The following is a 25,985-nucleotide window of genomic DNA, read 5'->3' on the forward strand; positions in this document are numbered from 1 at the left end:
GCTGTGTGCCTTCCAGAGATGGTGGGGATCTGGAGGAAATCTTACGCGACACAGACTCCCGTGAGGTTAGGCGATTACGCCATCGACCAGGGCCTTGGCTTCCTCCTGCACGCGCCTCAGGTGATCTTCACCAAGGAACGACTCGGCGTAGATTTTGTAGACGTCCTCAGTTCCGGACGGGCGGGCCGCAAACCACGCGTTCTCGGTGGTGACCTTCAGGCCGCCGATCGGTGCACCGTTGCCGGGCGCTTCGGTGAGGCGTGCAGTGATGTCTTCGCCCGCCAGCGTGGTGGCTGTGACGTCAGACGGGGACAGCTTGCCCAGTGCCGACTTCTGCTCACGTGTGGCAGCAGCATCGATCCGCGCGTACACCGGTGCCCCAAACCGTTGGGTCAGACCGTCGTAGTGCTGCGACGGCGTGCGTCCTGAGACGGCGGTGATTTCGGAGGCGAGCAGTGCAAGGAGAATGCCGTCCTTGTCAGTGCTCCAGGGTGATCCGTCGTGGCGGAGGAAGGATGCCCCGGCAGATTCCTCTCCGCCGAACGCCACCTCACCGGAGAGCAGGCCCGGCACGAACCACTTGAAGCCGACGGGAACCTCTTCGAGGACCCGGCCGAGGTCCGCGGCCACCCGGTCAATGATCGACGACGACACGAGGGTCTTGCCGACCATCGCATCCGAGCGCCACTGGGGACGGTTCCGGTACAGATAATCGATGGCGACGGCGAGGTAGTGGTTCGGATTCATCAGGCCGGAATCCGGGGTGACTATGCCGTGTCGGTCGGCGTCGGCGTCGTTTCCGGTGGAAATATCAAAGTCCCCGGCCCGCTTGATCAGGGACGCCATGGCGTAGGGGGAGGAGCAGTCCATGCGGATTTTTTCGTCCCAGTCCAGGGTCATGAACGCCCACTGCGGATCAACGGAGGGGTTCACCACCGTCAGGTCGAGGTTGTGCCGCTCGGCAATGGCTCCCCAGTAATCCACTGACGCGCCGCCCATCGGATCAGCGCCGATCTGCACGCCGGCGCTGCGGATCGCCTCGAGATTGAGCACGTTGGGAAGGTCTTCGACGTAATGCTGCAGGAAATCATAGGTGCTGACGGAATCCGCCTGCTGCGCCTGCGCTGTAGGGATCCGCTTTACGTCCCGGAGGCCGTTCTCGAGCAACTCGTTGGCGCGGGCTGCAATCCAGTTGGTGGCGTCCGAGTCGGCAGGGCCGCCGTGGGGCGGGTTGTACTTGAAGCCGCCGTCGGCCGGCGGATTGTGCGACGGCGTGATCACGATGCCGTCCGATTGGTCTGTCCGCGACCCGTTGTAGCCAAGAATGGCGTGCGAGAGGGCCGGAGTAGGGGTGTAGGCGCCACGGGCGTCGATCCGCACGGCGACATTGTTGGCGGCGAGGACCTCGAGCGCCGTGTTCTGCGCCGGCTCGGAGAGGGCGTGCGTGTCCTTACCCATGAAAAGCGGTCCGGTGATGCCCTGGCCGGCCCGGTATTCGACGATTGCCTGCGTGATCGCGGCGATGTGCCCTTCGTTGAAGGACGACTTCAGCGACGATCCGCGGTGGCCGGAGGTCCCGAACGCAACGCGCTGCGCGGGTTCGGAGAGATCCGGGGTGGAATCGAAGTACGCGTCCAGAAGTGCGCTTACATCAACAAGGTCGCTGGATTGGGCAACGGTGCCTGCTCGATTAGCCATGGGACCAAGCATGCCACTACCCCCATGCAGTCAGCGGAAATGACTACACATTTTGTACGCCGGGTGCGCACTTCGCTCCCGGATGACATCGAGTGGGCGCTGGCGACCTTTCACTTCTGCACAACCCGTCCTCAGCGCCCATTCGATGCAGGGATGTGACCCTTGACACGTGTTAGATGACCGTCATATGATTCCTGACACGTGTTAGAAAGGATTGACGATGAGGTCTACGCACTTTCCCGATAAGGGCAACCCACTCCGCGCCAGAGCCGGGGATCTATCCCGCCGCACCCTCCTTGGTGCTCTCGGCATTGGCGCAGTGGGAGCCACAGTCGGTGCCTGGCCCCGGCTCACAGGAGCCGATATCCCGGGCCGCAACAGCACCGCCCTCAATGTGGCAATTCTCGGTACTGCCGCCGATGCAGCTGCACGCCAGGCGCTGGTCGATGAATTCACCAGCCTCCACCCGGATATCCCGGTCCGCATTCAAGCGATTCAGGGAGCCGACTGGCGTGACTTCTTCTCCAAGATCCTCACTATGGTCGCTGCCGGAGATCCACCCGACGTCGTTTACGTCGCCACCGAGGGCGCCCAGTTGTTCGCTGAGAAGCTTGCTGAGCCGTTGGATGCATACGTGACGCGGGATGCCGCGGAGATCCAGGAGTACTTCCAGGACGTCCACCCGAGCCTCATTGAGGCGTTCATGTACCGCGGCAGCCTGTACCAGCTGCCGCTGGACTGGAACGCCGCCAACATGTACCTGAATACCAGCGCCCTTCAGCGTGCAGGGCTTGACCGGCCGGCGGATGACTGGACCCACGAGGACTTCACAGCAACCATGCGTGCGATGAAGTCTTCGACCGAGGGCAACTTCACCCCGTACTACTGGACCAACCGGCTGTTTGGCGGCGTGGTCCCGTGGCTCTACGCCAATGACACGAGTTTCCTCACCGAGGAAAAGGCCGCCGGCGGGAACTGGTTCTGGGACCGGTTCTACGCGAGTGATCCGACCCGGGCGCAGCGCAGCGGCGGCTACCTCTGGGAAGCACCTAATGCCGAGGACCCGCGCGTCGTCGAAACGTTCGACTATTTGCGCGAACTCGTAGCCGAAGGCCTTGGCGTGAGGCCCGAGGGAGGCGGCGGCAACGCCCTCGTCGGTCTTTTTGCAAGCAGCCGCATCGGCGCAACTCCTGCCGGCGGCTACTGGGTGCAGGGACTGCACGAGGCAGGCATGGGCGCCGACGACTTCGACGTGCAGTTCTTCCCACGCTGGCGCACCCAGCGCCACCAGTTCGGCGCTGCAGGCTACGCCATCATGCGCACTGCCAAGGACAAGGACGCCGCCTGGGAATGGGTGAAGTTCTGCGCATCCAAACCGGCCATGGAGCTGGCGTTCCCCACCCCGAACACCACGCCCACCCGGCGCTCCATGGTGAATCAGTCGCTCTACTCCGCCACCGGACCCGAGCACTGGAAGGTCTTCTACGACACCCTCGACCGCTTCCCGACCTCTGGCCCCATCCCCGCCCCGCCACAGCAGGCAGCCGTGGAAACCGCCCTCATGAAGAACGTCTCGGTTGCCGTCAGCGGCTCATCCGCCCAGGTGCGCTCGGCCATGGGGAGCCTGCAGCGTGACCTCGAACTGGCACTCAGGAGCACACCATGAGCACTCCAACACTCAAAACCCCACCAACGACGACGGCGGCATCCTCCGCCCGCACCCACCCCACCACCCGGAGGCAGCGCTCCCTGTCCGAGCGACTCATCGCGCCGCTCTTTCTGGCGCCCACGGTGATCGGTATGGCGATCTTCACCATCGTGCCCATCCTCGGGTCGATCCTCCTGGCCTTCTTCCGTTGGGACATCATCTCCGCTCCGGAGTTTGTCGGGTTCAGCAACTTCGCGGACATCGTCAGCGATCCCACCGTCAGGGTCTCGTTCCTCAACACCATCGTCTTCGTGGTGGTGGCGGTAACCCTGCAGCTCGGGATCTCGATGGCGCTCGCCGTAGCAATCCAAGGGCGGATGCCCAACTGGCTGCGGGTATTTTTCCGCTCGGCCTTCTTCTTCCCGCTGATCCTCTCGGCCGCCTCGGTCTCGATCTTCATGGGATACCTATTCAATGAGCAGTTCGGCGTCGTGAACTGGCTTCTCTCATTGATCGGCATCCCGGCGGTGCCGTGGCTGACCACATCAGGCGGGGCTGCCGCCGTCGTCGTGCTGGTGTATGTGTGGCAGAACTTCGGGTTCTCCTTCCTGCTCTTCATCGGTGGGCTGGCATCCATCCCGAAAGAACTCCTTGAGGCCTCCGCGCTGGACGGTGCCACCGGCTGGCGGCAGTTCGTCAATGTCACGCTGCCGCTGTTGAGCCCCACCGTGCTGGTGGCTTCCGTCATGGCGATCATCAGTGCCCTGCAGGTCTTCGACCAGCCCTACGTCCTGACGCGTGGCGGGCCCGGGGACAGCACCCGGACGGCGGTAATGGTCATCTTCGAATCGGCCTTCCAACGCCTCGAGTTCGGGCGAGCCTCCGCGATCGGGCTGGTGCTCATGATGCTCATCATGGCCATCACCGCCCTTCAGTTCCGGCTCAGCCGCCGATTCGTCTTCTACCAGTGAGGAACCCGAGAATGAGCACCCTTACCGCAACCCGCAAGACCCGCATGCCGCGCGCCGGCACAGCCGTGCGGATCCTGGTCCTCCTGGTGGCAGCGGCACTGACGCTCGGTCCCGTCCTGTGGACCCTGTCGACGTCGCTTCGTACGCCGTCGGAATCGTTCAACCTTCCGCCCCAGTTCCTGCCGCTCAACCCAGACTTCTCCTCCTACGTCCAGGTGTTCCAGCAGGTCAACATGGTGCTCCTGGTGGTCAACAGCGCACTGGTGACCCTCCTGATCGCCGTGGGACAGATGGCAACGGCGGCGCTGGCCGGCTACGCCTTCGCCCGGTTGAGCTTCAAGGGCAAGAACGCGTTGTTCTCGGTGGTGCTGGCCACCATGATGGTTCCGGTGCAGGTGACGATCGTCCCGGTCTTCATGCTCATCCGCGGCATGGGCCTGTCCGATACGCTCCTTGCCCTGATCCTGCCCGCCATACCTACTGCGTTCGGCACGTTTTTGATGCGCCAGTACTTCCTCGGCCTGCCGAACGACTTTGCGGAGGCGGCGTCGCTCGACGGCGCCTCCCCCTGGCGCACGTTCCGCTCGGTCTATGCGCCGCTGGCGGTCCCCGGCATGGCGATTGTGGGCATCCTCGCCTTCAACTTCCACTGGAACGAATTCTTCCGGCCACTGATCCTCACCATCTCGCAGGAGAACTACACACTCCCGCTGGGCTTGGTTACGCTGCAGGGCAACCTCGGTACCGGAAGCATCTCCGTGGTCCTCGCCGGCGTCATCCTGTCGATGATCCCCGCCCTGGTGGTCTTCATCTTCGGCCAGCGGACCCTCCGTGAAGGCCTGACCGCGGGCGCCAGCAAGTAGTTTCGACCAACCGACCCCACTACCGAAGGAAACCGTGAATTCTTCCGCATCGCCGACCGTCGCCGTCGACCGCGCCTTCCCCACCCTGCACCCCCGTCCCCAGCAGGGCTGGCTCAACGACCCAAACGGGATCTGTTACCGCGACGGCCGCTGGCACGTCTTCTTCCAGCACAACCCCGATTCGGCCCGCCATGCCGCCATCACCTGGGGGCACGTCAGCTCTCCTGATCTGCTCCGGTGGGAGGAGGAGCCGGTTGCGCTGCGGCCCCAGCCCGGCGGTCCCGATGCCCTGGGCTGCTGGTCCGGTGTGATGGCCGACGAAAACGGCGTCCCCACCGCCGTCTACAGCGGCGTGCAGGATGCCAGCGGCCACGCGCAGGTGACTCTCGCACGAGGATCCGCCGACCTGCGGACCTGGCAGCAGGACGGTGAGGTGGCGGCAGGCATTCCGGCTGACCAGTCCATCACCGACGTACGGGATCCTTTTGTCTTCAGGTGGAACGGCGCGCGTTACGCAATCCAGGGGGCGGGGCTGGAGGACGGTCGCGGCGCCCTGCTGCTCTACGACGCCACAGAGCTCTCGGCCTGGACGTATCTCGGGATCTGGTTGACCACTGAACACCCCGCTGCCGCCGCAGCGCAGGCGAACATCTGGGAGTGCCCCCAACTGGTCGAGGTGGACGGCCGGTGGGTTCTGATCGTTTCCCTGTGGAAGCGCCGGAACGGTGAACACCACCTTTCCGGCGTGGCTCACCTGATTGGATCAATGCACGACGACGGCGACGGCCGCCCGGTCTACGAGCCCGAAACCTGCGCGGCGACCGACGGCGGCCCCGATTACTACGCCCCCCAGGCGGTGCCGGTTGGAGACCGGGTGATGTTGTGGGGCTGGTCCTGGGAATCACGCGCCGAGGAGGAGGCAGACGCAGCCGGGTGGGCCGGGGTGCTGACTTTCCCTCGCGAGCTGGGCGTAGTCGATGGTGAGCTGGTAGTGAAGCCCGCGCGGGAACTGGTGGGCTACCGACGTAGTGCACGTGTTGCCGGTGCTGTCACCGAACTGCCCGCGGTCGCCGAGGCGGTGGTTTCGCCGCGCGGCGACGCGCGGGTGTCGCTGGCGCTTGTCTCGCCGTCGGGTTCCCGTGAGCTGTATTCAGTGGAAACCGCGCGTGGTGTGCGGGTGCTGCTGGATGCGTCGATCGTCGAGGTGTACCGGGAGGGTTCCACGGCGGTGACGTTCCGGGCGTATCCCGTGCAGGACGAAAAGTGGGAGCTGACCGTTACCGGAAGCGCCGTCGTGGAGGCCTGGGAACTGGGTTTGCCGTAGCCGTCACCGGGCGGCGGCATCCATAATGCACTCATGGATTACCCGTTGCCCAGTGCTGATCCGGTGCCCGAGCTGTGGCTTTATTTTGCTTCGCTGATGCCGAACGGCGCGGAGGGAGCGTCCTGGTCCGGACCCCGAAGGTGGTGGGGAGGGCGCCTTGACGTTGAGGGACTTGCGCTCGGGGCCGTGCAGGCGGTCGCCACGGCTCTTGCTGCCGCCTCGCCTGGGCTCCCCGCCACGTTCACGTCCTCCGGGGTTGCCGGGTGGTTCGATTCGTTCGCCCACCTTCGCATCGACGGATCGCCGATCCAGGCTTTCGGGGCTTCATCGGGTTTCCGCCAGGCCGCCGACGGGTGGGTCCGCATTCACGGGAACTATCCGCACCACGGACGGGCGCTGCTGGAAGCGCTCGGTGTGTCCGCGGCCGAGGATGTCAACGATGCGTTGCTGGAACGTCCGGCGGCTGTCATCGAAGAGGCCGTCACTGCTCGGGGTGGGCTGGCCGCGGTGGTCCGGACACCCGAGGCGTGGGCAGCAACGCCGGCCGGGCAGGCTGTCGCTGACGAGCCATGGGTGCGGCTGTCGACGAGCACTTTCCGGCGCGGGACGCGTACCTTCGGGGGCGACGAGGGGTTGCTGGAAGGTGTGCGCGTTCTTGATTTCACGCGGGTCATCGCCGGTCCTTCTGCCAGCCGGCTCCTCGGCGCACTGGGTGCCGATGTTCTGCGGGTGGACCCGCCGGCGCTACCCGAGTTGGAACACCAGCACGTGGAGACCGGGTTCGCGAAGCGGAGTGCCGTGGCCGATCTGCGGGATCCTGAGGCGCTCGCCCGCCTGCGGGATCTCCTTCCAGCGGCTGACGTGGTGCTCAGCGCCTACCGCGGCGGGGCGCTGGCCCGGCACGGACTGGACGTCGGTTCTCTGCGCACGGACTACCCCGGCCTGGCCGTTGTCTCCCTCGACGCCTGGGGTGATAGCGGACCGTGGGCCGGCCGCCGTGGGTTCGACAGCATCGTGCAGGCGGCAACCGGCATAGCCCACATCTATGGGACGGGCTCAGGGCCGGAATTCACACCCGGTGCGCTGCCGGTCCAGGCGCTCGACTACGCGACCGGCCTCGGAATGGCGGCTGCCGCCGTCGTGCTTGTGTCTGCGCGCAGTTATGGAATGAGCGGTTCCGCGCACCTTTCCCTGGCGCAGACGGCGGCGGAACTGCTGCGGATGCCCCGAGCGGGGGAGGCAGGGCCGGTGAACCTGGAGGTGCCGTTGAGGCGGGCAACGAGCGACTACGGCGAACTCGTCTTCGTGCCGCCGCCTCTGGTGGTCGATGGCCGTCAGGTGGAATACCCCTACCCTCCCCGGCGCTATGGCAGCGATGCCCTTTCGTGGAGGTGATCAGGGTGCCGGAGCTGTGGACTGCCTCGTGATGAGGGGGCACGGCACCAGGACCCGCTCGGTGCGGCGCTCGCTGCCCTCGAGCTCGTCGAGAACCCGCTTGACGGCGATGGCTCCGATCTCCGCGTGGGGGAGTGCGACGGTGGTCAGCGCCGGCACCAGGTTCGCGGCGACGTTCTGTTGATCGTCGTAACCAACCACGGACAACTGCTGGGGCACCTGAATCCCGGCTGTTGCCGCGTAGAGCAGGATGCCGGTGGCAACGCGGTCATTGGCGGCCAGGATCGCGGTGGGACGGTCTGGTTCCTGCAGCACCGACTCCGCTGCCCGGTATCCCTGGTTGATGTCCCAACCCGTGACGATGACCTGGTGGTCTCCGGCGGTCAATCCGGCGCGGTCCATCGCCGAGCGGTAACCCTGCTCCCGAAGGAGCGCCGCGTTGTCATCATCGCCGCCGAGGAGGGCGATGCGGCGATGGCCCAGTTCCAGGAGCAGTTCGGTGGCACGCCGGCTCCCCGTCACCTCATCCGGGACGACTGCCGGAAGCCTGTCCTCGGGGTCGAAGCAATTTGCCAGCGCTGCCGGCTGGGCCCGAAAAGGCCCGGAGGGGATGTAGGGCTGCAGGCTGCCAGTGGCATAGATCAGGCCATCCACCCGCCGATGCTGAAGCGCCTCGATCGCCGGCCCTTCGCGGCCGGGAATATGCTCGGTATCGACAACCAGAATCATGTATCCACGAGCCAAGGCGGCGTTCGTGGCGCCGCTGACAAGCCGCCCGGCGAAGGGGCTGGTCACAATCTCATCCGTGATGATGCCGAGTGTCGCCGTGCGCTGGTTCCGCAGACTCACAGCGACCGGGTTGGGTAGGTAGTTGAGTTCTTTGGCAGCAGCGCGGATTCGTTCCTGCGCGTCTTTGGAAACGTTGCCCTTGATGTTTCCGTTGAGCACCATGGACACGGCACTGCGTGACACGCCGGCCAATTTGGCAACATCCAACGCAGTCGCCTTGCGTGCTGCCATGTGTCTCCCTCGTTGAAACTGTCCAGCCATTCTAGCTAATACGTGTCAGAGGGCTGTCGTCATTCCTCTCTCGCATCGAGTGGGCGCTTCTCGCATCGAGTGGGCGCTTCTCGCATCGAGTGGGCGCTGAGGACGGGTTTGTGGCGTGGGCGCGGTCGCTAGCGCCCGCTCGATCCTGAGGGGAGCGGAGACCCACAAATACACCCTGTGGATAAGGGAATTCTGCCGCCCTCTCGACGGCATTATGAACGGGTGAGCTCCTCATCCATCCCTCTGCCCCATCGGTACTCCTTTACGGTTCAGGAGGCACTCGGACGTGGGCTGCCGTACAGCAGGCTGCGACGCTCGGATCTGACCATCCCGAGCCGCGGCGTCCGGCTTGTGAATGGTTCCGGTCCGTCGCTCCTCGATGATGTGGCGCCGCTGACAAGACTCGGCTGCCCGGACGCCGTCAGCCATTCGACAGCCGCCCGGCTGTGGGGAATCATCCTCCCGTTCCGACTCGAGGAGGATCATGGGCTTCACCTGACCCGATGGAAGGGGAGTAACCGCGTTCGTCGTCCAGGCGTCGTTGGTCACCGTGCGCCCCTTACGTCCCGCGACGTCGTCGAAATCTATGGTGTTACCGTCACCTCCCCGGCTTGGACCTGGACGGACCTGGCGCCGTCGCTATCGCTGGAGGAGCTGGTGGCTGCCGGCGATTCACTTCTGCGCAGGCAGGATGCTCCGCGACGCCGTTGCGACCTGAACGTCCCGGACCCTCTCGCCTCACTGACCCAGATTGCGGAAGCAGCCGATCGACGCGGCGGCGCCCGCGGTATCCGGCGTGTGCGGGAAGCGCTGCCCTTGTTGAGGAGTGGTGTTGATTCCGGTCGCGAGTCGCGTTTGCGGCTGTTAATGACACAGGCGGGGTTGCCCGAGCCTGAGGTCAATCAATGGGTCCTGGACCAGAACGGGCGCCGGGTGTCGAGACCTGACCTGTCGTACAGCGAACTGCGCATCGCTATCGAATATGAGGGTGAGCACCATCTGGTGGACGCCGAACAGTGGCACAGCGACATCAACCGCGACGATCGGTTACGGGCGATGGGCTGGACGGTGCTTCGCTTCACGAAGAAACACCTCGAGCCTGATAACGAGCGAGCATCGATTGCGAGAATAAGGTCGGCGATTGCGTCAGCCCGTGCATCGAGTGGGCGCTGACGGCCGGCTGTCCACGAGGAATAGGTCGCCAACGCCCACTCGATTGAGGGATTGAGGGATTGGGGGAGGGTATGAAAGCCGAGGACGACGGCTCCTACGGGACGGTGAGCGTCACCGGCCCGGCCTCCTCCGGCCCACCGCACTGCTCGGAGCCGCCTACCCGAACCCAATCCAGGGTGAACTCGCCCTCGACGAGGACCGTCCCGTCGGCAGCGAGAGCCCGTACAGTGACGATCTCGGGGGTGTCCATGTCGAGGTTGATCACCCAACTGTCCTCGTCCAGTGGCGTAGCCATATAGGGCGAGAGTAATTCGCGCGGAGGGTGCGATTTCTGGCCGGTTTCATCGATCGTTCCACCAGGCGCTGGTGTGATGATCTCGACGGGCACATCGGTAGTTGGCGGCCGCACAACCTGCGAGCACACGTCGTCCACGCAGCCCTGCACCTCAGCAACCGCCGAAACGTCACCCTCCAGCTCCACCAGAACGTTGTTCAGCCATCCGATTGCCGGACACGCCACAGGCGGCCCGCCGGTCCCGGCACACCCCGCAAGCAGCATCGAAGAAACGACGACGACGGCGCCTGGCCGGAACTTCCCCCATGCGCCCAGTGTGGCACTCGCCGGCCCTAGTGCACAGGCCTGCCGGACGGTACGTTGAGAACACCCGTCAACGAAAGGTTGTGTCATGAGCGAGAACCCCACCAGCGACGAAATTGACCACACTGACGACGAAAAGCTGGAGCAGGACGCCGAGCAGGCTGCCGGCAAGGCTGATTCCGAGAGCGGTGGCGGTTACGGCGGCCCGGGTCCGGAGAGCGAGTCCGGCGGAAGCGAGGCCGGCAACGCCGGTTCCGCAGAAGACGGCTCCTAAAACCACAGACGACGACGGCGCCCTCCTGCGAGAGGAGGGCGCCGTCGTGGTTCGCTGTAGCGCCTAGCGGACGCCGCTCATCAGTTTCTTGATGGCGGGCGTAGCCAGCGCAAGGGCTATGCCGAGCACGATTGCCGTGATGCCGCTGAAGGAGAAGTACGGCACCTCGTTGTCCTGGTTGTAGTATCCCGCCAGAATGCCGGCCACCGTGGTTCCCAGCGAGATCGATAGGAAGAACAGGGCCACCATCTGGGTTCGGAAGGCACTCGGCGCAAGCTTCGTTGCAACCGAGAGCCCGATCGGCGACAGGAACAGCTCCGCCCAGGTGAAGAACAGCAGGATGACCACGAGAGCCATCAGCGGAGTGCTGTTCGGTCCGCCGCCGGAGAACGGAATGAACAGCAGGAACGCGACGCCCATGAACACCAGGCCGAGAGCGAACTTCAACGGTGATGACGGTTGCCGGTTTCCGAGCTTCGTCCACAGCGCAGCGAATACGGCGGCGAAGATGATGATGAAGATCGGGTTGATCGACTGCACAAAGCTCGGCGGCATGATCCAGCCGAACAGGTTGCGGTCCAGGCTGCGGTCCGCGTAGATCGCGACAACGGTGAACTGCTGCTGGAACAGCCCCCAGAACGCAGCGCTCGCAATGAACAGCGGAATGAAGGAGTAGACCCGCTTGCGCTCGATGGCGGTCACGCGCTTGCTGCGCAGAATCACCGTGAAGTAGGCGATCGAGGCCGCGATGGCGACGTACGCCATGGTCTGGGCGAGATTCGCGGGCGTCACCAGGCCGGTGGTGAAGGCAAGGATGATCACAACGACGACGGCCGCAGCAATCAGCCCCATTCGCGCCAGTCGACCGGACGGCAGCGGGTTGGTGACCGCGTGGGCGGTCTCCGGCAGGTTCTTGCGGGTCAGCGCGTACTGCGTCAGGCCGATCGCCATGCCGACTGCCGCGAGACCGAAGCCGTAGTGGAATCCGAACTCCGTCCAGGCCAGGCCCGTCAGCAGTGGACCGATGAGGGCGCCGATGTTTATGCCCATGTAGAAGATGGAGAAACCGGCGTCGCGCCGCTCATCACCCTCGGCGTAGAGGGTGCCAACCAGCGAGGTCGCGTTGGCTTTCAGCCCACCGGAACCGACACCGACGAGGACCAGACCCACCGCAAGGCCAATTCCGCCCGGCAGCAGCGCCAGCGCAATGTGGCCGAACATGATCATGATGGCGGAATAGAAGAGGACCTTCTCGGATCCCATAACCCGGTCAGCCAGCCATGCTCCAAGGATGGTGGAGAGATAGACGCCGCCGCCATAGGCGCCCACCAGGCCGGTGGCGATCCCCTGATCGATGCCGAGGCCGCCGTCGGCCACGGAGTAGTACATGTAGTAGAGGAGGATTCCCTGCATGCCGTAGAAGGAGAAGCGCTCCCAGAGTTCTACGCTGAACAGGTTAGCAAGCATTCGGGGGTGACCCAGAAATGTTTTGCCCTCCGTTGTGGCTTTGTCGTTGTGAGTTGTGCTCATTCACTCCATGATGCCAGTCACTTTTTGGACTGTCATATCCAAAATGCGAACAAACAGTTATGCTGTTCGGTTTTGGCCAGTGCGGAAGTGGTCCTCAAGCTGAGCTGACACGGTAAGGAGGTCCGCCTCAGCGCTGGGTCCTCCGATCAACTGGATGCTCATGGACAGACCCTCGGCTGTGGTGAGGATAGGCACCGAGATGGCAGGCAACCCGCACACGTTCACCATCGACGTGTAGGGCGAGTATTGGCACTGGCGCAGATAGTCGGTGTCAGCATCCGCATCGGTGTACCAGCCGATTGGACGCGGGACCATGCCGAGAGCCGGCGTCGCAATGATGTCGAAGGCGGAGTACTGCGCGATGGTGTCCTGCTCAAATTGCCGCAGGATGTCGACGGCGGAGGCAAGGTCCGTCGCAGACTTCCCTTGCGCGCGGCGCCGGAGGGTACGGGCGAGGGTCGTCAGGTCTTTTTCCCGGTCGGTCGGGATGCGTGCGACGGCCAGGCCTGCGGTCCACACCGTCTGAAAAGCTTCGTGATAGCGGGGATCGTAGCGGAGGTCTGCTTCAAGGATGTCGTGACCGACGGCGCCGAGCGCCTTTACCCCGGCGTCGAAACCGGCCTGCGCGGCGTCGTCGAGCTCGATGGGAAAGGCCGCGGCGAACGGCGAGGCGGTGCTGACCCCGATCCGGAATCTACCGTCAGCCCGCAGCGCCGCGTCGAGGAATGAACCATGGGCGGCGGCGCTGGTTGCGTGGAAGTTCGGCTCGTCCACCAGGGCGTCGAGCAGCAGGGCGGCATCCGCCGTCGTCCGCGCCAGCGGTCCGGCAACCACAAACTGACCGAGGTCGCTCTGGCCCGCACCGGAAGGCACCCTTCCGCGGTTGGGTTTCAGGCCGATCAGCCCGGTGGCGGCTGCCGGAATCCGGACCGAGCCGCCGCCGTCCGTGCCCGGCGCAAAGGGAATCAAGCCCGCCGCGACCGCCGCCGCGCTGCCGCCGGAGGAACCACCCGAGCTGAGCGCAGGGTTCAGCGGATTCCGCGACGGCGGCGCGATGAGGTTCTCGCTGTAGCAGCTCAAACCGAACTCCGGGACCTGCGTCTTCCCCACACTGATCGCGCCGGCCCGCCGGAGAACGGCGACAAGCGGTGAGTCCGCGGCTGCCACTGAGTGCTGCAGCGCTGCGCTTCCGTGCGTGGTCACAACGCCGACGACGTCGGTCAGGTCCTTGTGGGCGAGCGGCAGGCCATGCAGTGGAGGCTGGTCAGCCCCGCTCGCCTGGCGCTGGTCAGCGCCCTCGGCTTCCGCCAGTGCCGCGTCAGCAGTCACGGTGACAAAGGCGCCCAGCTCCATATTTCGGGCGTGGATTCGGTCCAGATAATGCGTAGTGAGTTCCCGGGAGCTGAGCTCACCGCGTCGGAGGAGGTCCCGCTGTTCAAGAGCGGTCAGCTCGGAAAGGGAACTCATGGGAGGGCCTTCCTCAGGGGTGGGGTGTCTGCGGTCCCCACTATAGGCTTGGATTCAAGGCGTACTGGAGTCGGAATGTCGGAGTCGGACAAGGAACAGAGACGGAGCTTGCAGTGACCAACAGCGAAAACGTGTCCATCGACGCAATCAGTGAGGGCACCGCCGTCCTGGACGTGCGTGAAGATTATGAGTGGGAGGCCGGGCACATCGAAGGAGCCCGGCACATCCCCGTCAACGATATTCCGGCGCGGCTCGACGAGCTTGACCCGGATGAAGACCTGCACGTCATTTGCCGGACCGGCGGACGCTCGTTCCGGGTAAGCGAATGGCTGGTCGCCAACGGATACTCTGCGGTGAATGTCAGCGGCGGAATGGACGCCTGGGTGGAGGCCTCGAGGCCGATGGTCTCTGAAACCGGTGAGGAGCCGCGCGTTCTATGAGCTCCTACGCATATCTCGGCCCCGAGGGCACTTTCACCGAGGCAGCGCTCCTCCAGGTGCCCGGGGCGGACAAGGCCGAGAGGGTACCCGCCGTCACGGTGAGCTCCGCTCTGGACATGGTCCGCACAGGCCGGGTGACGGCAGCGATGGTGCCCATCGAAAACTCGGTGGAGGGCGGCGTATCAGCCACCCTTGATTCGATTGCCAACGGGGACCCCCTGCGCATCATCCGGGAAATCCTTGTTCCGGTCTCCTTCGTGCTGGTGGGACGCCCGGGGCTGGAGCTCGCCGACATCCGCTTCGTGGCAACCCACGGCCACGCCTGGGCGCAGTGCCGGGGCTGGACCGAACAGAACATTCCATCCGCGGAATACATTCCGGCGTCCTCAACAGCGGCTGCAGCCCACACCCTGCTCGACGACGGCGCCGGCCACGATGCCGCGATCTGCTCACCTCTCGTGGCCAACCGCCTTGGCCTGCGCATCCTCGCGGAGCACATCGGTGATGTTGCCGACGCGGTGACGCGGTTCATCCTGGTCAGCAGGCCGGACACCCTGCCGGCACGGACCGGGGCGGACAAGACCACCCTGGTCATTCCCCTGCCGGAAGACCATCCGGGCGCCCTGATGGAGATTCTCGATCAGTTCGCTGCACGCGGAGTCAACCTCAGCAGGATTGAATCCCGCCCCACGGGACTGTTCCTGGGGGACTACTTCTTCAGCATCGACGCGGACGGCCACGTAGCGGATGCCCGCGTTGCCGACGCCCTCCAGGGACTGCACCGCATCAGCCCGGGGCTGCGGTTCCTCGGTTCCTATGCACGCGCGGACCGGCGTGAATATGACGTTGCCCGGCATACCTCCGACCAGGCGTTCCAGTCAGCGCAGGAGTGGGTTGACTCGCTGCTGCGTTCCCCCACGGTTGATCCGGAGAGCATAGGCTAGGTCTTCCCTGCAGGCGGTATCAGAGGAGGCGGCGTGCCACGACTTCGACGCAGTGACTGCAACAAGCCCGGTTACACCCGCCGTCGCCACGGAAAGGGCTTCAGTTACCGCAACCAGCAGGGTGAGCCGCTGGAACGCGATGAACTTGAGCGGATCAAAGACCTGGTCATTCCGCCGGCGTGGCGTGATGTCTGGATCAGCCCCTATCCCAATGGCCATATCCAGGCGCTAGGCACAGACGACGCCGGTCGGCGGCAATACATCTATCACCCCGCCTGGCGGGAGAAGAAGGACCGCGAGAAGTTTGACCGGGCGCTGGATTTCGGCGAACGCCTCCCCAGCGCGCGGCGGGTCATCACACAGCACCTGCGCAGCAACGGCAGCGGCCGGGAGCGGGCCTTCGCGGCTGCGCTGCGCATTGTTGACTCCGGCGCGCTACGGATTGGATCGGCGCAGTACGCAGCCGAGAACGGTTCTTTCGGGGTGACAACCCTGCGGGTTGAGCACGTTACGCTCAGCGGACCGGTGATTACCCTGCAGTTTCCCGGAAAGAGCGGCCAGCAGTGGGACACCACCATCGAGGACCCGGATCTCGCCGCGGCGCTGCGCCCGATGATGCGCAGGGAAGGCGCGGACACCATGCTCGCGTACCGTGCCGCAGACGAATCCTGGCATTCGATTGACGCTTCCCAGCTCAATGAGTTCCTTCGCCAGGTCACGGGTGGAGGCTTTACGGCGAAGGATTTCCGCACCTGGCAGGCTACTGTCGTCGCGGCCATGGAGCTCGCCCGGATGGATCTGAAGGCCACCAGCCGGACGGCGCGGCAGAAGGCAGTCGCCGCGACCATGCGCTCGGTCGCTGAACACCTCGGCAATACTCCGGCGATCGCCCGCAGCTCGTATGTGGACCCGCGCGTGGTGGACCGCTTCATGTCCGGGGAGGCCATACCCGTGGCGAGCTACTCCGCGTCGGAGAAGGCTGTTCGCGAGCTGCTTAAAGCGTAGGAATGCTTTCCCACGGACCGGTCGCTAAGTAGGCTGATGGTGAGCGCCCGGCCAATGGGCGACCCTTTTGGAAAGGCAGGCACCATGAGCGAGCAGCCACACAACAACGAGGTCAACCCAAACAAGGATGACGGATCCACCTCTGACCCGAACTGGCACGGCGATGCCGGCGACCAGGGCAATGACCTGCGCTTCGCGGAGGAGCAGCAGCTCATCAACAGCCAGGCACAGAACGCTGATGCGGTGGGTGAGACAACCGGCGCAGCCACGGGCGGCTACACCGGCGCGCAGCGCGCTGACGGGGTCGGCGAGTACACCGAAGGTCAGGACCAGCTTGATGAAGGTGAGTACACCGACAAGGACGGCACCACAGACGCAGACTCCAACATTGAGGGGGAGTACACCGATGCTGACTCCGTCCCGTCCCTCCAGGAAGGCGGCGACGCCGAGGGAACTGAGCGCCACTAGCAGCGTTTCTACTGCGCAGGCGCGTCGCTGAACATTCCAGCTGATGGTCCGGTTGCCCGTCCAGGGACCCGGACCATCAGTGCGCCGGGAGCCACGCTCACGCTCAGGGAGGTCACATCGCCGGAGGTGTCGCCGTCGAGCTGGGTGCCCGTTGCCTCGGAGACACGGACGTCCACCCGCTTCACGCGGTGGTAGGTGATCACCGGAATGGGCCCCGCGTGCCGGAAGAGGATCTTCGCGGCAACCCACAGCCAGCCGAGTATGCTCCGCGGACTCGTAATCACAACATCGAGATAGCCGTCGTCTATTGTCGCGTCGGGGACGAAGGTGATGCCGCCGGGCAGCCGTGCGCAATTTGCGAACAGGACACTGTGCACTTTCCGGGTCTGCGCGGGCCCGCCGTCAATGCTGATCGACATGCGTTGGCGTTTTCCGGGTAGGCTCCGCACGCCGGCTTCGCTGTAAGCCAGCCAACCGAATTTCTTCTTCAGGGCGTCCTTGGTGGCAGCCACCACCACAGCATCAAGCCCGACGCCGCCCATCACCAGGAATGTATGCTCACCGCTGACACCGGTCCGCTCATTGCGGAGCTCGACACGGCCCATATCGATCCGCCGGCCAGCCCCGTGAAGCGCCTGCCTGACGCTGCGTGGCACGTCGTTGACGGCTATACCGAGGTTGCGCGCCAGCAGATTACCGGTCCCCAGCGGCAGCAGTCCCAGCGCGGCATCGCTGGAAACCAGCCCGGTTGCCACGGCGCGGACAGTGCCGTCTCCACCTGCAGCAAGAACGACGTCGTAACCTTCTGCGACAGCGCGCCGCGCCTGGGCGGCACCCGGCTCCGCAACCGTAGTCTCCAGCACCAGGGGAGGTTCCCATCCGGCGTCTGAGCAGGCCTGCTCAACCTGCTCGCGGGCGAGCGGCGCACTGAGTTTGACCGGGTTGAGGACCAACGCAACCCGCTGCTGTTCCCCGGTCGCCGAAAGGGTGGGGCGCGGTTCCTCCCACTGCAGTGAGCGTTCACGGCGCAGCTTTCGAACGCCCCACCAGCTGAACGCTGACGCGGCTGCGGCGACAACCGCAAGGGCGGTGATAATCCACTCAAGGGGCATGATTTCCCCAGACTATCCTTCAGCGCACGGGTGCCGGGCGCGCAGATCCCATTCGGTAGTCTTGTGAGGTGATCGACGTAAACGAACTCCGCGACAATCCTGAAAAATTCCGCCTTTCGCAGCGTGCGCGGAAGGCCGACGAGTCTTTGGTGGATGCGATCATCGCGGCTGATTCCCGGCGTCGCGAGGCGGTCACGAGTGCGGAGTCGCTGCGGGCTGAGCAGAACTCCTTCGGCAAGCGCGTTGCCAAGGCGCAGGGCGAGGAAAAGCAGGCACTTCTTGCCGAGGTGAAGGAACTGGCGGCGTCGGTGAAGGCTGCCGCAGCGCAGGCCGAGGAAGCGAAATCCGAGGCGGACGCCCTTCTGCGTCGGCTGCCCAACGCCATTCTCGATGGCGTGCCGGCTGGTGGCGAGGAAGACTTCGTGGTCCTCAAAACAGTAGGAGAGCCCCGGCAGTTCGATTTTGATCCGCGGGACCACCTGGAAATCGGCGAGCTGATCGGCGCGATCGACATGGAGCGCGGCGCCAAGGTTTCCGGGTCCCGCTTCTACTTCCTGAAGGGCGTAGGTGCGCGCCTGGAGCTTGCCCTGCTCAACATGGCTATGGATCAGGCAATCAGTGCCGGGTTCACACCCATGATCACGCCCACACTGGTGCGGCCCGAGACCATGCAGGGGACCGGTTTCGATATCGCCCACGACGCGGAGATCTATCGCCTTCCGGAGGACGACCTCTACCTGACCGGCACGTCCGAGGTAGCGCTGGCCGGGTATCACTCGGATGAGATCGTGGACCTCTCGGCCGGGCCACTGCGGTATGCCGGCTGGTCCTCCTGCTACCGGAGGGAAGCCGGTTCACATGGGAAGGACACCCGGGGGATCATCCGGGTGCACCAGTTCAACAAAGTGGAGATGTTCACTTACACCACGGTTGAGGAATCAGAAGCGGAGCACGAGCGCATGCTCGCCTGGGAAGAGGAGATGCTGGCAAAGGTTGAGCTGCCCTACCGCGTCATCGACACCGCCGCCGGGGATCTCGGGATGTCAGCCGCGCGCAAGTTCGACTGCGAAGCCTGGGTGCCCACCCAGAACGCGTACCGCGAGCTCACGTCCACCTCTAACTGCACCGGCTTCCAGGCTCGGCGGCTCAACATCCGCGAACGCGTGCAGGGCGCCAAGGCTACCCGCGCCGTGGCAACGCTGAACGGTACCCTCGCGACAACCCGGTGGATTGTCGCCATCCTTGAGCATCACCAAAACCCTGACGGCTCGGTCAACGTGCCGGCCGCACTGCGCCCATATCTCGGAGGCCTGGAGGTTCTCCCGGTCCTGTAGAGGCAGGTTCAGCCCTCACACGTAACCAGCCGTTGGCTTAGTTGTGATCAAAAACCTACCCGCGATTACTGGCTTTCTGGTTCACTTTAACGATGACAACTACATTTTCCGCTGGCATCGATGACCAGCAGCAGACAACACGGAAACTCATTGCCCTCGATGTTGACGGGACCCTTGTGGATCACGAGGGGCTCATGTCGGACGAGGTCCGCACCGCGGCCAGCGCCGTCGTGGATGCCGGCCACGAGGTGGTGATCGCTACCGGCAGATCGCTCGGCGCCACCCTGCCCATTATCGAGAAGATCGGGCTTACTCGCGGTCATGCCGTGTGCTCCAACGGCGGCGTCACTCTTCGCATCGATGTGGACGAGTTCGAGGACGGCTATGAAGTCGTCAACCGGGTGGTCTTCGACCCGCGACCGGCGCTGGTGGCCCTGCGAAAGTGCCTTCCCTCGGCCAAGTTCGCCCTCGAGGATGATGAGGGCCGCTTCCTTTCCACCGAGCGGTTCCAGGATGCGAGTTTCGGAGCAGAGGCAGAAAGCGTTGACTTCCAGCGGATGCTGCGGGCGCGGGCCGTCCGGGTGGTGGTGTTCAGTACGGACAGCACGGCCGAGGAGTTCGGCGAGGCCGTCGAATCCATCGGACTCCACGGTGTTACCTACTCGGTAGGGTGGACCGCCTGGCTGGACATTGCAGCTGCGGGCGTCACGAAGGCCAGCGCGCTTGAGCTGGTACGTCGGAGGCTGGACGTCGATCCCTCCGAAACCGTTGCCATCGGTGACGGCCGCAATGACATTGAGATGCTTTCCTGGGCAGCGCGCGGGGTTGCGATGGGCCAGGCCCCTGAAGAGGTGCTGGCCGCGGCTTCCGAGGTGACGGCTTCGGTGTACGACGACGGCGCCGCGAAGATCCTGCGCTCCCTCACCCGGGCGGGACAGGACGAGCGCTAGTACGCCAGCGCTGCCGGCGGCAGCGCCGCCGGGCCGTACACCAGGTCCAGCAGCCGGGCGGCTGCGGGACGGGTGGCCCACTCTTCCATCCAGTGTGAACGGATGACGGCCTTGCTCACTGCCTGGGTGGTGATTCCCAGCTCCTGGGCTATCAGTTTCTGCTGCCCGCGGGCTCCCGGTGTCATGAGGTCCAGGACATTCCACTCCGCGTCGGTGCGCGTGTAGACAATCTGCCCCAAAAGCCGCAGAACCGCTTCCGCCTCGGCCGAAACCTCCGAGTCAGGGCCTTCTACCGCGAGCGGGATCCGCTCACCAGTCTTCTGCGCCCGGTTCACCGCCCTGCGCGAGTACACCAGGCCGTACCCCTCGGCGTCGGTGATGCGTTCAGGCAGGGGGGAATGGACCTCTCCGACGCCGATCCCGACGTGCCAGCGCCGGTACCGGATCGCTTTCAGCGCCACATCGACGGTAACCCCGGCGCTGCCCACAACGCCCTGCAGCTCGTCGCCTACCGAGCGTTGAAACGGCACCACCGTGTCGATGAACCGGAACTCACGCAGCAGCTCGGGCACCAGGTCACCCACGTCGCGGGAATCGCGCTGATTGATGGTGACCACGAACAGCATGACCCCAGTATGACCGAGGAAGCCCTCGAATCAACCGATTTGCGTTGATTCGAGGGCAATGTTTGGTGTGGAACTATCGATCAGGAGCTACCGGCCCTGCGGATCATTGTCAGCGTTGTCGGTGTCGGTGTCGACAGCGCGCCCCTGCGGCTCGTCCTCTTCACTTGCTTCACCCAGAGCCTGGAAACGCTTCAGTGATGCCTCAACTTCTGCCTCTGCGGCCTCGCGGCCCTCCCAATCAGCGGCTTCAACCCACTTGCCCGGCTCCAGATCCTTGTACTTCCGGAAGAAGTGCTCGATCTCATCCAGCAGGAACTTGGAAACGTCTCCGAGATCCTGGATGTGGTCGAAGCGGGCATCAACGGGGACACACAGTACTTTGGCGTCTCCGCCGCCGTCGTCCACCATGTTGAAAACGCCGATCGGGCGGGACTCAACCAGGACTCCCGGGATGAGGTCGAAGTCCTGCAGCAGAACCAGGGCGTCCAGCGGATCTCCATCTTCGCCCAGCGTGTTCTCGAAGTAGCCGTAATGCGTGGGGTACTGCATCGAGGTGAAGAGCACGCGATCCAGCCGGAGGCGGTGGGTCTCGTGGTCGATCTCATACTTGACGCGTGATCCCTTGGGGATCTCAATGGTGACGTCGAGCTTCATTGCCATGTGGAACTCCTGCGGTCAGCGGTTGGTAAGTGAAAACCTTGGCGGGGCTGCCGAACCACCCGCAGCCCCCATCTACTGTTAAAGATATAGGCCGCCGCGCGCATCATCGATTCGTGTCCGGAGCCGATCCCTTGAGTTCCCAGCATGAGCCTTTCGAGAGGACGCCATGAACCGCAGCGCCAGGGTGTTCACTGCCCTGTTGCTTGCCCTGGTTCTCGGAGTGCTAGCGGTCCCTGTCGGTTTCCATTACGGCCCGCAGGTTGCGGAGCTGGTCACCGGCCCGCCTCCGCAGGCGGAACCGGAAATCCCGGTCATCCAACAAACTCCGGACGACGTTGCCGCCCCCACGCTCGTCAGCCAGCTGGACGCACAGGCGCCGGTGCCGGTTCCGGACGTTCTTGCCCCCCTGCTCGCCGCCGCACTGGAGGTTCCGGGCGGGACCCCGGTGACCGGCGTCGTTCTTGATGCGCTGACCGGCGAGGTGCTTTTTGACCGGGGCGGAGGGGAACCGCAGCTTCCCGCCTCGAACATCAAGATCCTCACTGCCACCGCGGCGCTGGCCAAACTCGATCCGAATCAGCGGTTGACCACCTCTGTGCTCACGGGAGGCGCCGGCGGGGAAGGCGTCCTGGTGTTGCGTGGAGGAGGGGACGTCCTCCTCGGCTCCGGGGAGTCCGATGCCGAGAGCGTTATCGGCCATGCCGGTCTTGCTACACTCGCCCGGGAGACGGCAGCCCAGCTCGACGGCGATGGCCCGTACCGCGTCGTGATTGACGACTCGCTCTTTGTCGGGGACGTCCTCAACCCCAGCTGGCAGCCCGGTGACGTGCAGGCCGGCGAGATTGCGCCGATCTATCCTCTCGCCATCAATTCGTCCTGGACGGATGAGTCGAAGCAGTCCGGCGCGAGGGCGGCGGATGCGGCACTGGCTGCGGCCACCGTATTCCGGGAGGCGCTACTTGCCGCTGGCGTGCAGGTTGAGGAGGGCATCGAGCGGCAGGTTACGGGTGAGGACGCGGAGGAGGTGGCGTCCGTCGAGTCGGCGACGGTCGAAGCGCTGGTTGAACACATGCTCCGCACCTCGGACAACTACCTCGCCGAGGTGCTCGCCCGGCTCGCGGCAGAGGCCAGCGGCAGGCCGGCGTCGTTTGGCGGGGGGCTCGAAACGATCGCCGAGGTGATCGCCGGGCTCGAAGTGCAGACAGAGGAAATGGTGCTTGGAGATGCCTCAGGCCTTTCGCCCAGGAACCGAATCAGCCCGCGGCAGCTCTCGGACGTGGTGCGCACGCTGCTCCGCTCCGACAACCGGGCGCTGCGGCACGTGCTGCACGGCCTTCCCGTGGCCAGCCTCTCCGGCACGCTGGCGGACCGCTACAACGACGACGACGCCCCCACTTTTGCGGGCGCGGGCCTGGTCCGCGCCAAGACCGGAACCCTCAACGCGGTGACTGCCCTCAGCGGTCACGTGGTGTCAGTTGATGGCCGCCTGCTGGTGTTCTCGTTCATTGCGAGCGGCCTTGACGGGACCACGGAGCCGGCACGGGCCGCGGTGGACAGAGCAGCCGCTGTCCTTGCCACCTGCGGGTGCCGCTGAACCCCGGTGTGCGCTCTGGGTGGACTCCGCCAAGCGGCCTCCCAGACTAATGTGGTCGAATGTCCACCATGGACAGCAACGCCCCCCTTCAGCTCGTCAACTGGGATCTGGCCGCCAGCAGCGCGGCGAAACTGGCGCCTCCGGGCCCCAAACTGAGCGCCGGGGAAGTGCGGGACGCCGTAGCGAACCTCCGGGAACTGGCAGATCTCTCCGTTGAGCACGTTCATCGGATCACGGGCCTCGAGGCGGCGCGGGACCTGCGGGATTCGGAGCTGATCATCGTGGACCGCGCATCGTGGGCCAAGGCCAACACCCAGAGCTTCAAGGTGCTGATGGCGCCGGCGATCGAGCACCTTGCGCAGACCAAAGGCGAGCAGCTGAAGGCGGCCAATGCGGCCCTCGGCGGCGCAGTGACCGGTGCCCAGATGGGCACCATCCTCGCCTTTCTCTCGAGCAAGGTCCTCGGGCAGTATGATCCGTTTGTTGCCTCCAGCCGCGGGCCCGGCGGACGCCTGATGCTCGTGGCGCCCAACATCGTCTCCGTTGAGCGTGAACTGAATGTGGAGCCCGCCGACTTCCGGCTGTGGGTGTGCCTGCACGAGCAGACCCACCGGGTGCAGTTCGCTGCCGCACCGTGGCTCAAGGACCACATGTTGGAGCACATCTCCGAACTCACCGTCGGCCTGGCGGACAAGGCCGAAACCCTGGCGGAGCGGCTCACCAACGCGCTGAAGTCGCTGCCAACACGCAGCCAGAACGGTAAGGACCAGGACGACGACGGCATGCCCCCGAGCGATGGCGGCATCCTCTCCCTGCTCCAGGAACCTGAAGACAAGGCCCGGCTCTCCCACCTCACCGCCGTCATGAGCCTGCTCGAAGGACACGCGAATGTGGTGATGGACGCCGTTGATTCCAGCATCGTGCCCACCGTGAAGACCATCCGCCGCCGGTTCAACGCACGAGGGAAAACCCGTGGACCGGTCGAGAAGTTCATCCGCCGCCTATTGGGCCTGGATGCGAAAATGCGCCAGTACAGCGACGGGGCACGCTTCGTCCGCGCGGTCGTGGACGCCGTCGGTATGGAAGGGTTCAACCGGGTGTGGGAGCAAGCGGAGAACCTGCCCACCGAAAAGGAGATCCACGCGCCCAGGGAGTGGATCACCCGGATGGGACTGTGAGCCGCCGGCCGCGGCTCAGCCCTACGGTCGGCACGGCGAGAAACCTGATCCGCGCCGCGCTCGAGGATGCGCAGGTTTCCGAGGGATCGCTGATCCTGGTTGCGTGCAGCGGCGGAACCGACTCACTCGCGCTCGCCGTTACGGCAGCGTACTTCGCGCAGACCGGTCAGTACCGGGTGGGTGCCGTCGTCGTCGATCATGGTTTGCAGCAGGGCAGCGCGGACGTAGCGGAGGCCGCGCGCTCCCAACTGGCGGGTCTGGGCCTTGCACCGGTGGAGGTGCGCCGGGTTGAGGTGGCAACAGCTGGAATGGGCCCGGAAGCCGCAGCACGGATTGCCCGATACGGGGCGCTCGATGCCGCCGTCGAACAGCACCGCGCCGCCGCCGTTCTGCTCGGCCATACCCTCGATGACCAGGCCGAACAGGTACTCCTCGGTCTCTCCAGGGGTTCGGGAACCCGCTCATTGAGCGGCATGCCCCCGCGCAGAGGGGTTTACCTTCGACCGTTCCTCGCCCTCCGGCGCATTCAGACGGAGGAGATCTGCCGGTTCACTGGTCTTGACCCGTGGCATGATCCGACCAACGCGGACCCTTCCCTGATGCGCTCACGCGTACGCACCCGGGTGCTGCCTTTCCTGGAGGACGAGCTAGGCCCCGGAATCGCAGAGTCCCTGTACCGGACGTCGCGGATCCTCTCCCAGGACGCCGCCTACCTGGACGAGCTCGCAGAGGTCGAGTACGGCCGGCTCAGAAAGACTGCAGGCAGTAGTGAGCCGGGGAAAGAAGAGCACGACGGCGGCAGCCTCCTCCTGTCCGAAGAGGGCCTGCGCGCCCTTCCGCCCGCTCTCCGGCAGCGGGTCCTGGCGCTCGCCGTCGTCGAACTCGGCGGAATTCAACCAAGCTTCGAACGCCTGTTGGCCGCAGAGAACCTGTTGCGGCGCACCGGATCGGCGGGTCCAGTGCAGCTCGGCGGCAGCGTGAGCGCCTACCGGCAGGTCAGGGGTGCAGGGGTTCCCCAAGGCCACTCAAGCTATGGCAGTCTTGTCCTTAGGAAAAACCTCACAATCCGGGAGTAATTGGTGGATTCACAAGACGTCCAGTCGGACCTCAAGCACGTTCTCTACACCAAGGAAGAGATTCAGCAACGGGTCCAGGAACTGGCCGCGGAAATCGACCGCGATTACGCCGGCCGGGACGTCCTCATCGTGGGAGTGCTCAAGGGTGCGGTGATGGTCATGGCTGATCTGGCACGCGCCATGCACTCGCACGTCACCATGGACTGGATGGCCGTTTCCTCCTACGGTTCGGGAACGCAGTCCTCCGGTGTGGTCCGGATTCTCAAGGACCTCGAGACAGACCTCATGGGCAAGCACGTCCTGATCGTCGAGGACATCATTGATTCGGGACTCACCCTGTCCTGGCTGAAAGCCAACCTGCTCTCACGCGGTCCCGCTTCCGTCGAGATCTGCACTTTGCTCCGCAAGCCTGACGCCGCAAAGGTAGCGATCGACGTGAAGTACGTCGGCTATGACATCCCGAACGAGTTCGTGGTGGGCTACGGCTTGGACTTCGCCGAGAAGTACCGCAATCTGGACTTCATCGGTACCCTCGCGCCGCACGTCTACGAATAGCTCCGCAGGTGGGCGGGAACCCGCCTGTACGCCCAGAGGGAACTTTCCACCG

At 64.8% G+C, this 25,985-nt stretch carries 25 protein-coding genes; 17 read left to right on the plus strand and 8 right to left on the minus strand.

What is annotated here, in order from left to right; all coding sequences use genetic code 11:
- Positions 1–66: 66 nt before the first annotated feature.
- On the minus strand, positions 67–1,698 hold the full coding sequence (pgm, locus tag AC1MBU_RS02475) for a phosphoglucomutase (alpha-D-glucose-1,6-bisphosphate-dependent) (RefSeq protein ID WP_479788353.1): 1,632 nt from the start codon (positions 1,696–1,698) through the stop codon (positions 67–69).
- Positions 1,699–1,918: 220 nt separating this feature from the next.
- Between pgm and AC1MBU_RS02480 the strand changes: the two genes are divergently transcribed.
- From AC1MBU_RS02480 to AC1MBU_RS02500, 5 genes are read left to right on the plus strand one after another with little or no spacing between them, the layout of a single operon-like run.
- Positions 1,919–3,364, plus strand: a complete 1,446-nt coding sequence (locus tag AC1MBU_RS02480; RefSeq protein WP_277359536.1) for an extracellular solute-binding protein — start codon at positions 1,919–1,921, stop codon at positions 3,362–3,364.
- Positions 3,361–4,317 carry a carbohydrate ABC transporter permease gene (locus tag AC1MBU_RS02485; protein WP_479788356.1) on the plus strand — a complete coding sequence of 319 codons (957 nt, stop codon included), beginning with the start codon at positions 3,361–3,363 and terminating at the stop codon, positions 4,315–4,317. Before AC1MBU_RS02480 ends, AC1MBU_RS02485 begins: the two co-directional genes overlap by 4 nt.
- Positions 4,318–4,328: 11 nt before the next feature.
- Positions 4,329–5,180, plus strand: a complete 852-nt coding sequence (locus tag AC1MBU_RS02490; RefSeq protein WP_277359538.1) for a carbohydrate ABC transporter permease — start codon at positions 4,329–4,331, stop codon at positions 5,178–5,180.
- 34 nt (positions 5,181–5,214) lie between these two features.
- Positions 5,215–6,504: a glycoside hydrolase family 32 protein gene (locus tag AC1MBU_RS02495; protein WP_277359539.1), complete on the plus strand. Its 1,290-nt coding sequence runs from the start codon at positions 5,215–5,217 to the stop codon at positions 6,502–6,504.
- Positions 6,505–6,537: 33 nt separating this feature from the next.
- Positions 6,538–7,899 (plus strand): CoA transferase, encoded by a 1,362-nt coding sequence (locus tag AC1MBU_RS02500; RefSeq protein WP_277359540.1) that lies wholly within the window; start codon positions 6,538–6,540, stop codon positions 7,897–7,899.
- Here the strand turns inward: AC1MBU_RS02500 and AC1MBU_RS02505 are convergent, their stop codons facing one another.
- Entirely contained in the window at positions 7,900–8,919 is a 1,020-nt protein-coding gene (locus AC1MBU_RS02505; protein WP_277359541.1) for a LacI family DNA-binding transcriptional regulator, read from the minus strand.
- 252 nt (positions 8,920–9,171) lie between these two features.
- On the opposite strand from AC1MBU_RS02505, the gene AC1MBU_RS02510 reads away from it, so the two are divergent.
- The gene (locus tag AC1MBU_RS02510; protein ID WP_479788360.1) at positions 9,172–10,122 is read left to right on the plus strand and encodes a DUF559 domain-containing protein; all 951 of its coding nucleotides are present in this window, start codon (positions 9,172–9,174) and stop codon (positions 10,120–10,122) included.
- 94 nt (positions 10,123–10,216) lie between these two features.
- On the opposite strand, the gene AC1MBU_RS02515 is transcribed toward AC1MBU_RS02510, so the two are convergent.
- A complete protein-coding gene (locus AC1MBU_RS02515; protein WP_479788362.1) occupies positions 10,217–10,810 on the minus strand; it encodes a hypothetical protein in 594 nt (197 codons plus the stop codon).
- Here AC1MBU_RS02515 and AC1MBU_RS02520 point away from each other — a divergent pair.
- The gene (locus AC1MBU_RS02520) at positions 10,809–10,994 is read left to right on the plus strand and encodes a hypothetical protein (protein ID WP_471672653.1); all 186 of its coding nucleotides are present in this window, start codon (positions 10,809–10,811) and stop codon (positions 10,992–10,994) included. The two genes, AC1MBU_RS02515 and AC1MBU_RS02520, sit on opposite strands and share 2 nt — an antisense overlap.
- Positions 10,995–11,057: 63 nt before the next feature.
- Here AC1MBU_RS02520 and AC1MBU_RS02525 read toward each other — a convergent pair whose 3' ends face one another.
- Positions 11,058–12,524, minus strand: a complete 1,467-nt coding sequence (locus tag AC1MBU_RS02525; RefSeq protein WP_479788365.1) for a peptide MFS transporter — start codon at positions 12,522–12,524, stop codon at positions 11,058–11,060.
- Positions 12,525–12,581: 57 nt separating this feature from the next.
- Positions 12,582–13,991, minus strand: coding sequence for an amidase (locus tag AC1MBU_RS02530; protein ID WP_479788367.1), 1,410 nt, complete (start codon positions 13,989–13,991; stop codon positions 12,582–12,584).
- Between the two features lie 113 nt (positions 13,992–14,104).
- On the opposite strand from AC1MBU_RS02530, the gene AC1MBU_RS02535 reads away from it, so the two are divergent.
- The 4 genes from AC1MBU_RS02535 (at position 14,105) to AC1MBU_RS02550 (ending at position 16,848) form a co-directional block, all read left to right on the plus strand.
- Positions 14,105–14,431, plus strand: a complete 327-nt coding sequence (locus AC1MBU_RS02535; RefSeq protein WP_056545739.1) for a rhodanese-like domain-containing protein — start codon at positions 14,105–14,107, stop codon at positions 14,429–14,431.
- Positions 14,428–15,375, plus strand: a complete 948-nt coding sequence (gene pheA / locus AC1MBU_RS02540; protein WP_346027815.1) for a prephenate dehydratase — start codon at positions 14,428–14,430, stop codon at positions 15,373–15,375. Before AC1MBU_RS02535 ends, pheA begins: the two co-directional genes overlap by 4 nt.
- Before the next feature lie 33 nt (positions 15,376–15,408).
- Positions 15,409–16,380: a DNA topoisomerase IB gene (locus tag AC1MBU_RS02545; RefSeq protein ID WP_479788370.1), complete on the plus strand. Its 972-nt coding sequence runs from the start codon at positions 15,409–15,411 to the stop codon at positions 16,378–16,380.
- An 84-nt stretch (positions 16,381–16,464) separates the two neighbouring features.
- On the plus strand, positions 16,465–16,848 hold the full coding sequence (locus tag AC1MBU_RS02550) for a hypothetical protein (RefSeq protein WP_277359370.1): 384 nt from the start codon (positions 16,465–16,467) through the stop codon (positions 16,846–16,848).
- An 8-nt stretch (positions 16,849–16,856) separates the two neighbouring features.
- Here AC1MBU_RS02550 and AC1MBU_RS02555 read toward each other — a convergent pair whose 3' ends face one another.
- Complete coding sequence (locus AC1MBU_RS02555; protein ID WP_346027817.1) at positions 16,857–17,960, minus strand: diacylglycerol/lipid kinase family protein; 1,104 nt, start codon at positions 17,958–17,960, stop codon at positions 16,857–16,859.
- A gap of 68 nt (positions 17,961–18,028) precedes the next feature.
- Between AC1MBU_RS02555 and serS the strand changes: the two genes are divergently transcribed.
- Positions 18,029–19,294, plus strand: a complete 1,266-nt coding sequence (gene serS, locus AC1MBU_RS02560) for a serine--tRNA ligase (protein ID WP_277359368.1) — start codon at positions 18,029–18,031, stop codon at positions 19,292–19,294.
- Positions 19,295–19,386: 92 nt separating this feature from the next.
- Complete coding sequence (locus AC1MBU_RS02565; protein ID WP_277359367.1) at positions 19,387–20,244, plus strand: HAD family hydrolase; 858 nt, start codon at positions 19,387–19,389, stop codon at positions 20,242–20,244.
- On the opposite strand, the gene AC1MBU_RS02570 is transcribed toward AC1MBU_RS02565, so the two are convergent.
- The gene (locus AC1MBU_RS02570; protein ID WP_479789709.1) at positions 20,241–20,867 is read right to left on the minus strand and encodes a hypothetical protein; all 627 of its coding nucleotides are present in this window, start codon (positions 20,865–20,867) and stop codon (positions 20,241–20,243) included. The genes AC1MBU_RS02565 and AC1MBU_RS02570 overlap by 4 nt on opposite strands.
- A gap of 90 nt (positions 20,868–20,957) precedes the next feature.
- Positions 20,958–21,524, minus strand: coding sequence for an inorganic diphosphatase (locus AC1MBU_RS02575; RefSeq protein ID WP_056546699.1), 567 nt, complete (start codon positions 21,522–21,524; stop codon positions 20,958–20,960).
- Positions 21,525–21,696: 172 nt separating this feature from the next.
- On the opposite strand from AC1MBU_RS02575, the gene dacB reads away from it, so the two are divergent.
- From dacB to hpt, 4 genes are read left to right on the plus strand one after another with little or no spacing between them, the layout of a single operon-like run.
- A complete protein-coding gene (gene dacB / locus AC1MBU_RS02580; RefSeq protein WP_277359366.1) occupies positions 21,697–23,124 on the plus strand; it encodes a D-alanyl-D-alanine carboxypeptidase/D-alanyl-D-alanine endopeptidase in 1,428 nt (475 codons plus the stop codon).
- A 59-nt stretch (positions 23,125–23,183) separates the two neighbouring features.
- A complete protein-coding gene (locus AC1MBU_RS02585) occupies positions 23,184–24,302 on the plus strand; it encodes a zinc-dependent metalloprotease (protein WP_479788375.1) in 1,119 nt (372 codons plus the stop codon).
- Positions 24,299–25,378, plus strand: coding sequence for a tRNA lysidine(34) synthetase TilS (gene tilS / locus AC1MBU_RS02590; RefSeq protein ID WP_471672659.1), 1,080 nt, complete (start codon positions 24,299–24,301; stop codon positions 25,376–25,378). Before AC1MBU_RS02585 ends, tilS begins: the two co-directional genes overlap by 4 nt.
- A gap of 3 nt (positions 25,379–25,381) precedes the next feature.
- Positions 25,382–25,933, plus strand: a complete 552-nt coding sequence (hpt, locus tag AC1MBU_RS02595) for a hypoxanthine phosphoribosyltransferase (protein WP_277359363.1) — start codon at positions 25,382–25,384, stop codon at positions 25,931–25,933.
- The last annotated feature ends 52 nt before the right edge of the window (positions 25,934–25,985 follow it).

This window comes from Arthrobacter sp. PTI12 (assembly GCF_056679915.1).

Excerpts from the sequence above, each read along its gene's own strand:
- AC1MBU_RS02550 (WP_277359370.1), top strand. The coding sequence starts at position 16,465 with ATGAGCGAGCAGCCACACAACAACGAGGTCAACCCAAACAAGGATGAC.
- AC1MBU_RS02480 (WP_277359536.1), top strand. The coding sequence starts at position 1,919 with ATGAGGTCTACGCACTTTCCCGATAAGGGCAACCCACTCCGCGCCAGA.
- AC1MBU_RS02585 (WP_479788375.1), top strand. The coding sequence starts at position 23,184 with ATGTCCACCATGGACAGCAACGCCCCCCTTCAGCTCGTCAACTGGGAT.
- AC1MBU_RS02575 (WP_056546699.1), bottom strand. The coding sequence starts at position 21,524 with ATGAAGCTCGACGTCACCATTGAGATCCCCAAGGGATCACGCGTCAAG.
- pgm (WP_479788353.1), bottom strand. The coding sequence starts at position 1,698 with ATGGCTAATCGAGCAGGCACCGTTGCCCAATCCAGCGACCTTGTTGAT.
- AC1MBU_RS02515 (WP_479788362.1), bottom strand. The coding sequence starts at position 10,810 with ATGACACAACCTTTCGTTGACGGGTGTTCTCAACGTACCGTCCGGCAG.
- AC1MBU_RS02530 (WP_479788367.1), bottom strand. The coding sequence starts at position 13,991 with ATGAGTTCCCTTTCCGAGCTGACCGCTCTTGAACAGCGGGACCTCCTC.
- pheA (WP_346027815.1), top strand. The coding sequence starts at position 14,428 with ATGAGCTCCTACGCATATCTCGGCCCCGAGGGCACTTTCACCGAGGCA.
- AC1MBU_RS02490 (WP_277359538.1), top strand. The coding sequence starts at position 4,329 with ATGAGCACCCTTACCGCAACCCGCAAGACCCGCATGCCGCGCGCCGGC.
- AC1MBU_RS02505 (WP_277359541.1), bottom strand. The coding sequence starts at position 8,919 with ATGGCAGCACGCAAGGCGACTGCGTTGGATGTTGCCAAATTGGCCGGC.
- AC1MBU_RS02565 (WP_277359367.1), top strand. The coding sequence starts at position 19,387 with ATGACAACTACATTTTCCGCTGGCATCGATGACCAGCAGCAGACAACA.
- AC1MBU_RS02485 (WP_479788356.1), top strand. The coding sequence starts at position 3,361 with ATGAGCACTCCAACACTCAAAACCCCACCAACGACGACGGCGGCATCC.
- dacB (WP_277359366.1), top strand. The coding sequence starts at position 21,697 with ATGAACCGCAGCGCCAGGGTGTTCACTGCCCTGTTGCTTGCCCTGGTT.
- AC1MBU_RS02500 (WP_277359540.1), top strand. The coding sequence starts at position 6,538 with ATGGATTACCCGTTGCCCAGTGCTGATCCGGTGCCCGAGCTGTGGCTT.
- AC1MBU_RS02555 (WP_346027817.1), bottom strand. The coding sequence starts at position 17,960 with ATGCCCCTTGAGTGGATTATCACCGCCCTTGCGGTTGTCGCCGCAGCC.
- AC1MBU_RS02520 (WP_471672653.1), top strand. The coding sequence starts at position 10,809 with ATGAGCGAGAACCCCACCAGCGACGAAATTGACCACACTGACGACGAA.
- AC1MBU_RS02525 (WP_479788365.1), bottom strand. The coding sequence starts at position 12,524 with ATGAGCACAACTCACAACGACAAAGCCACAACGGAGGGCAAAACATTT.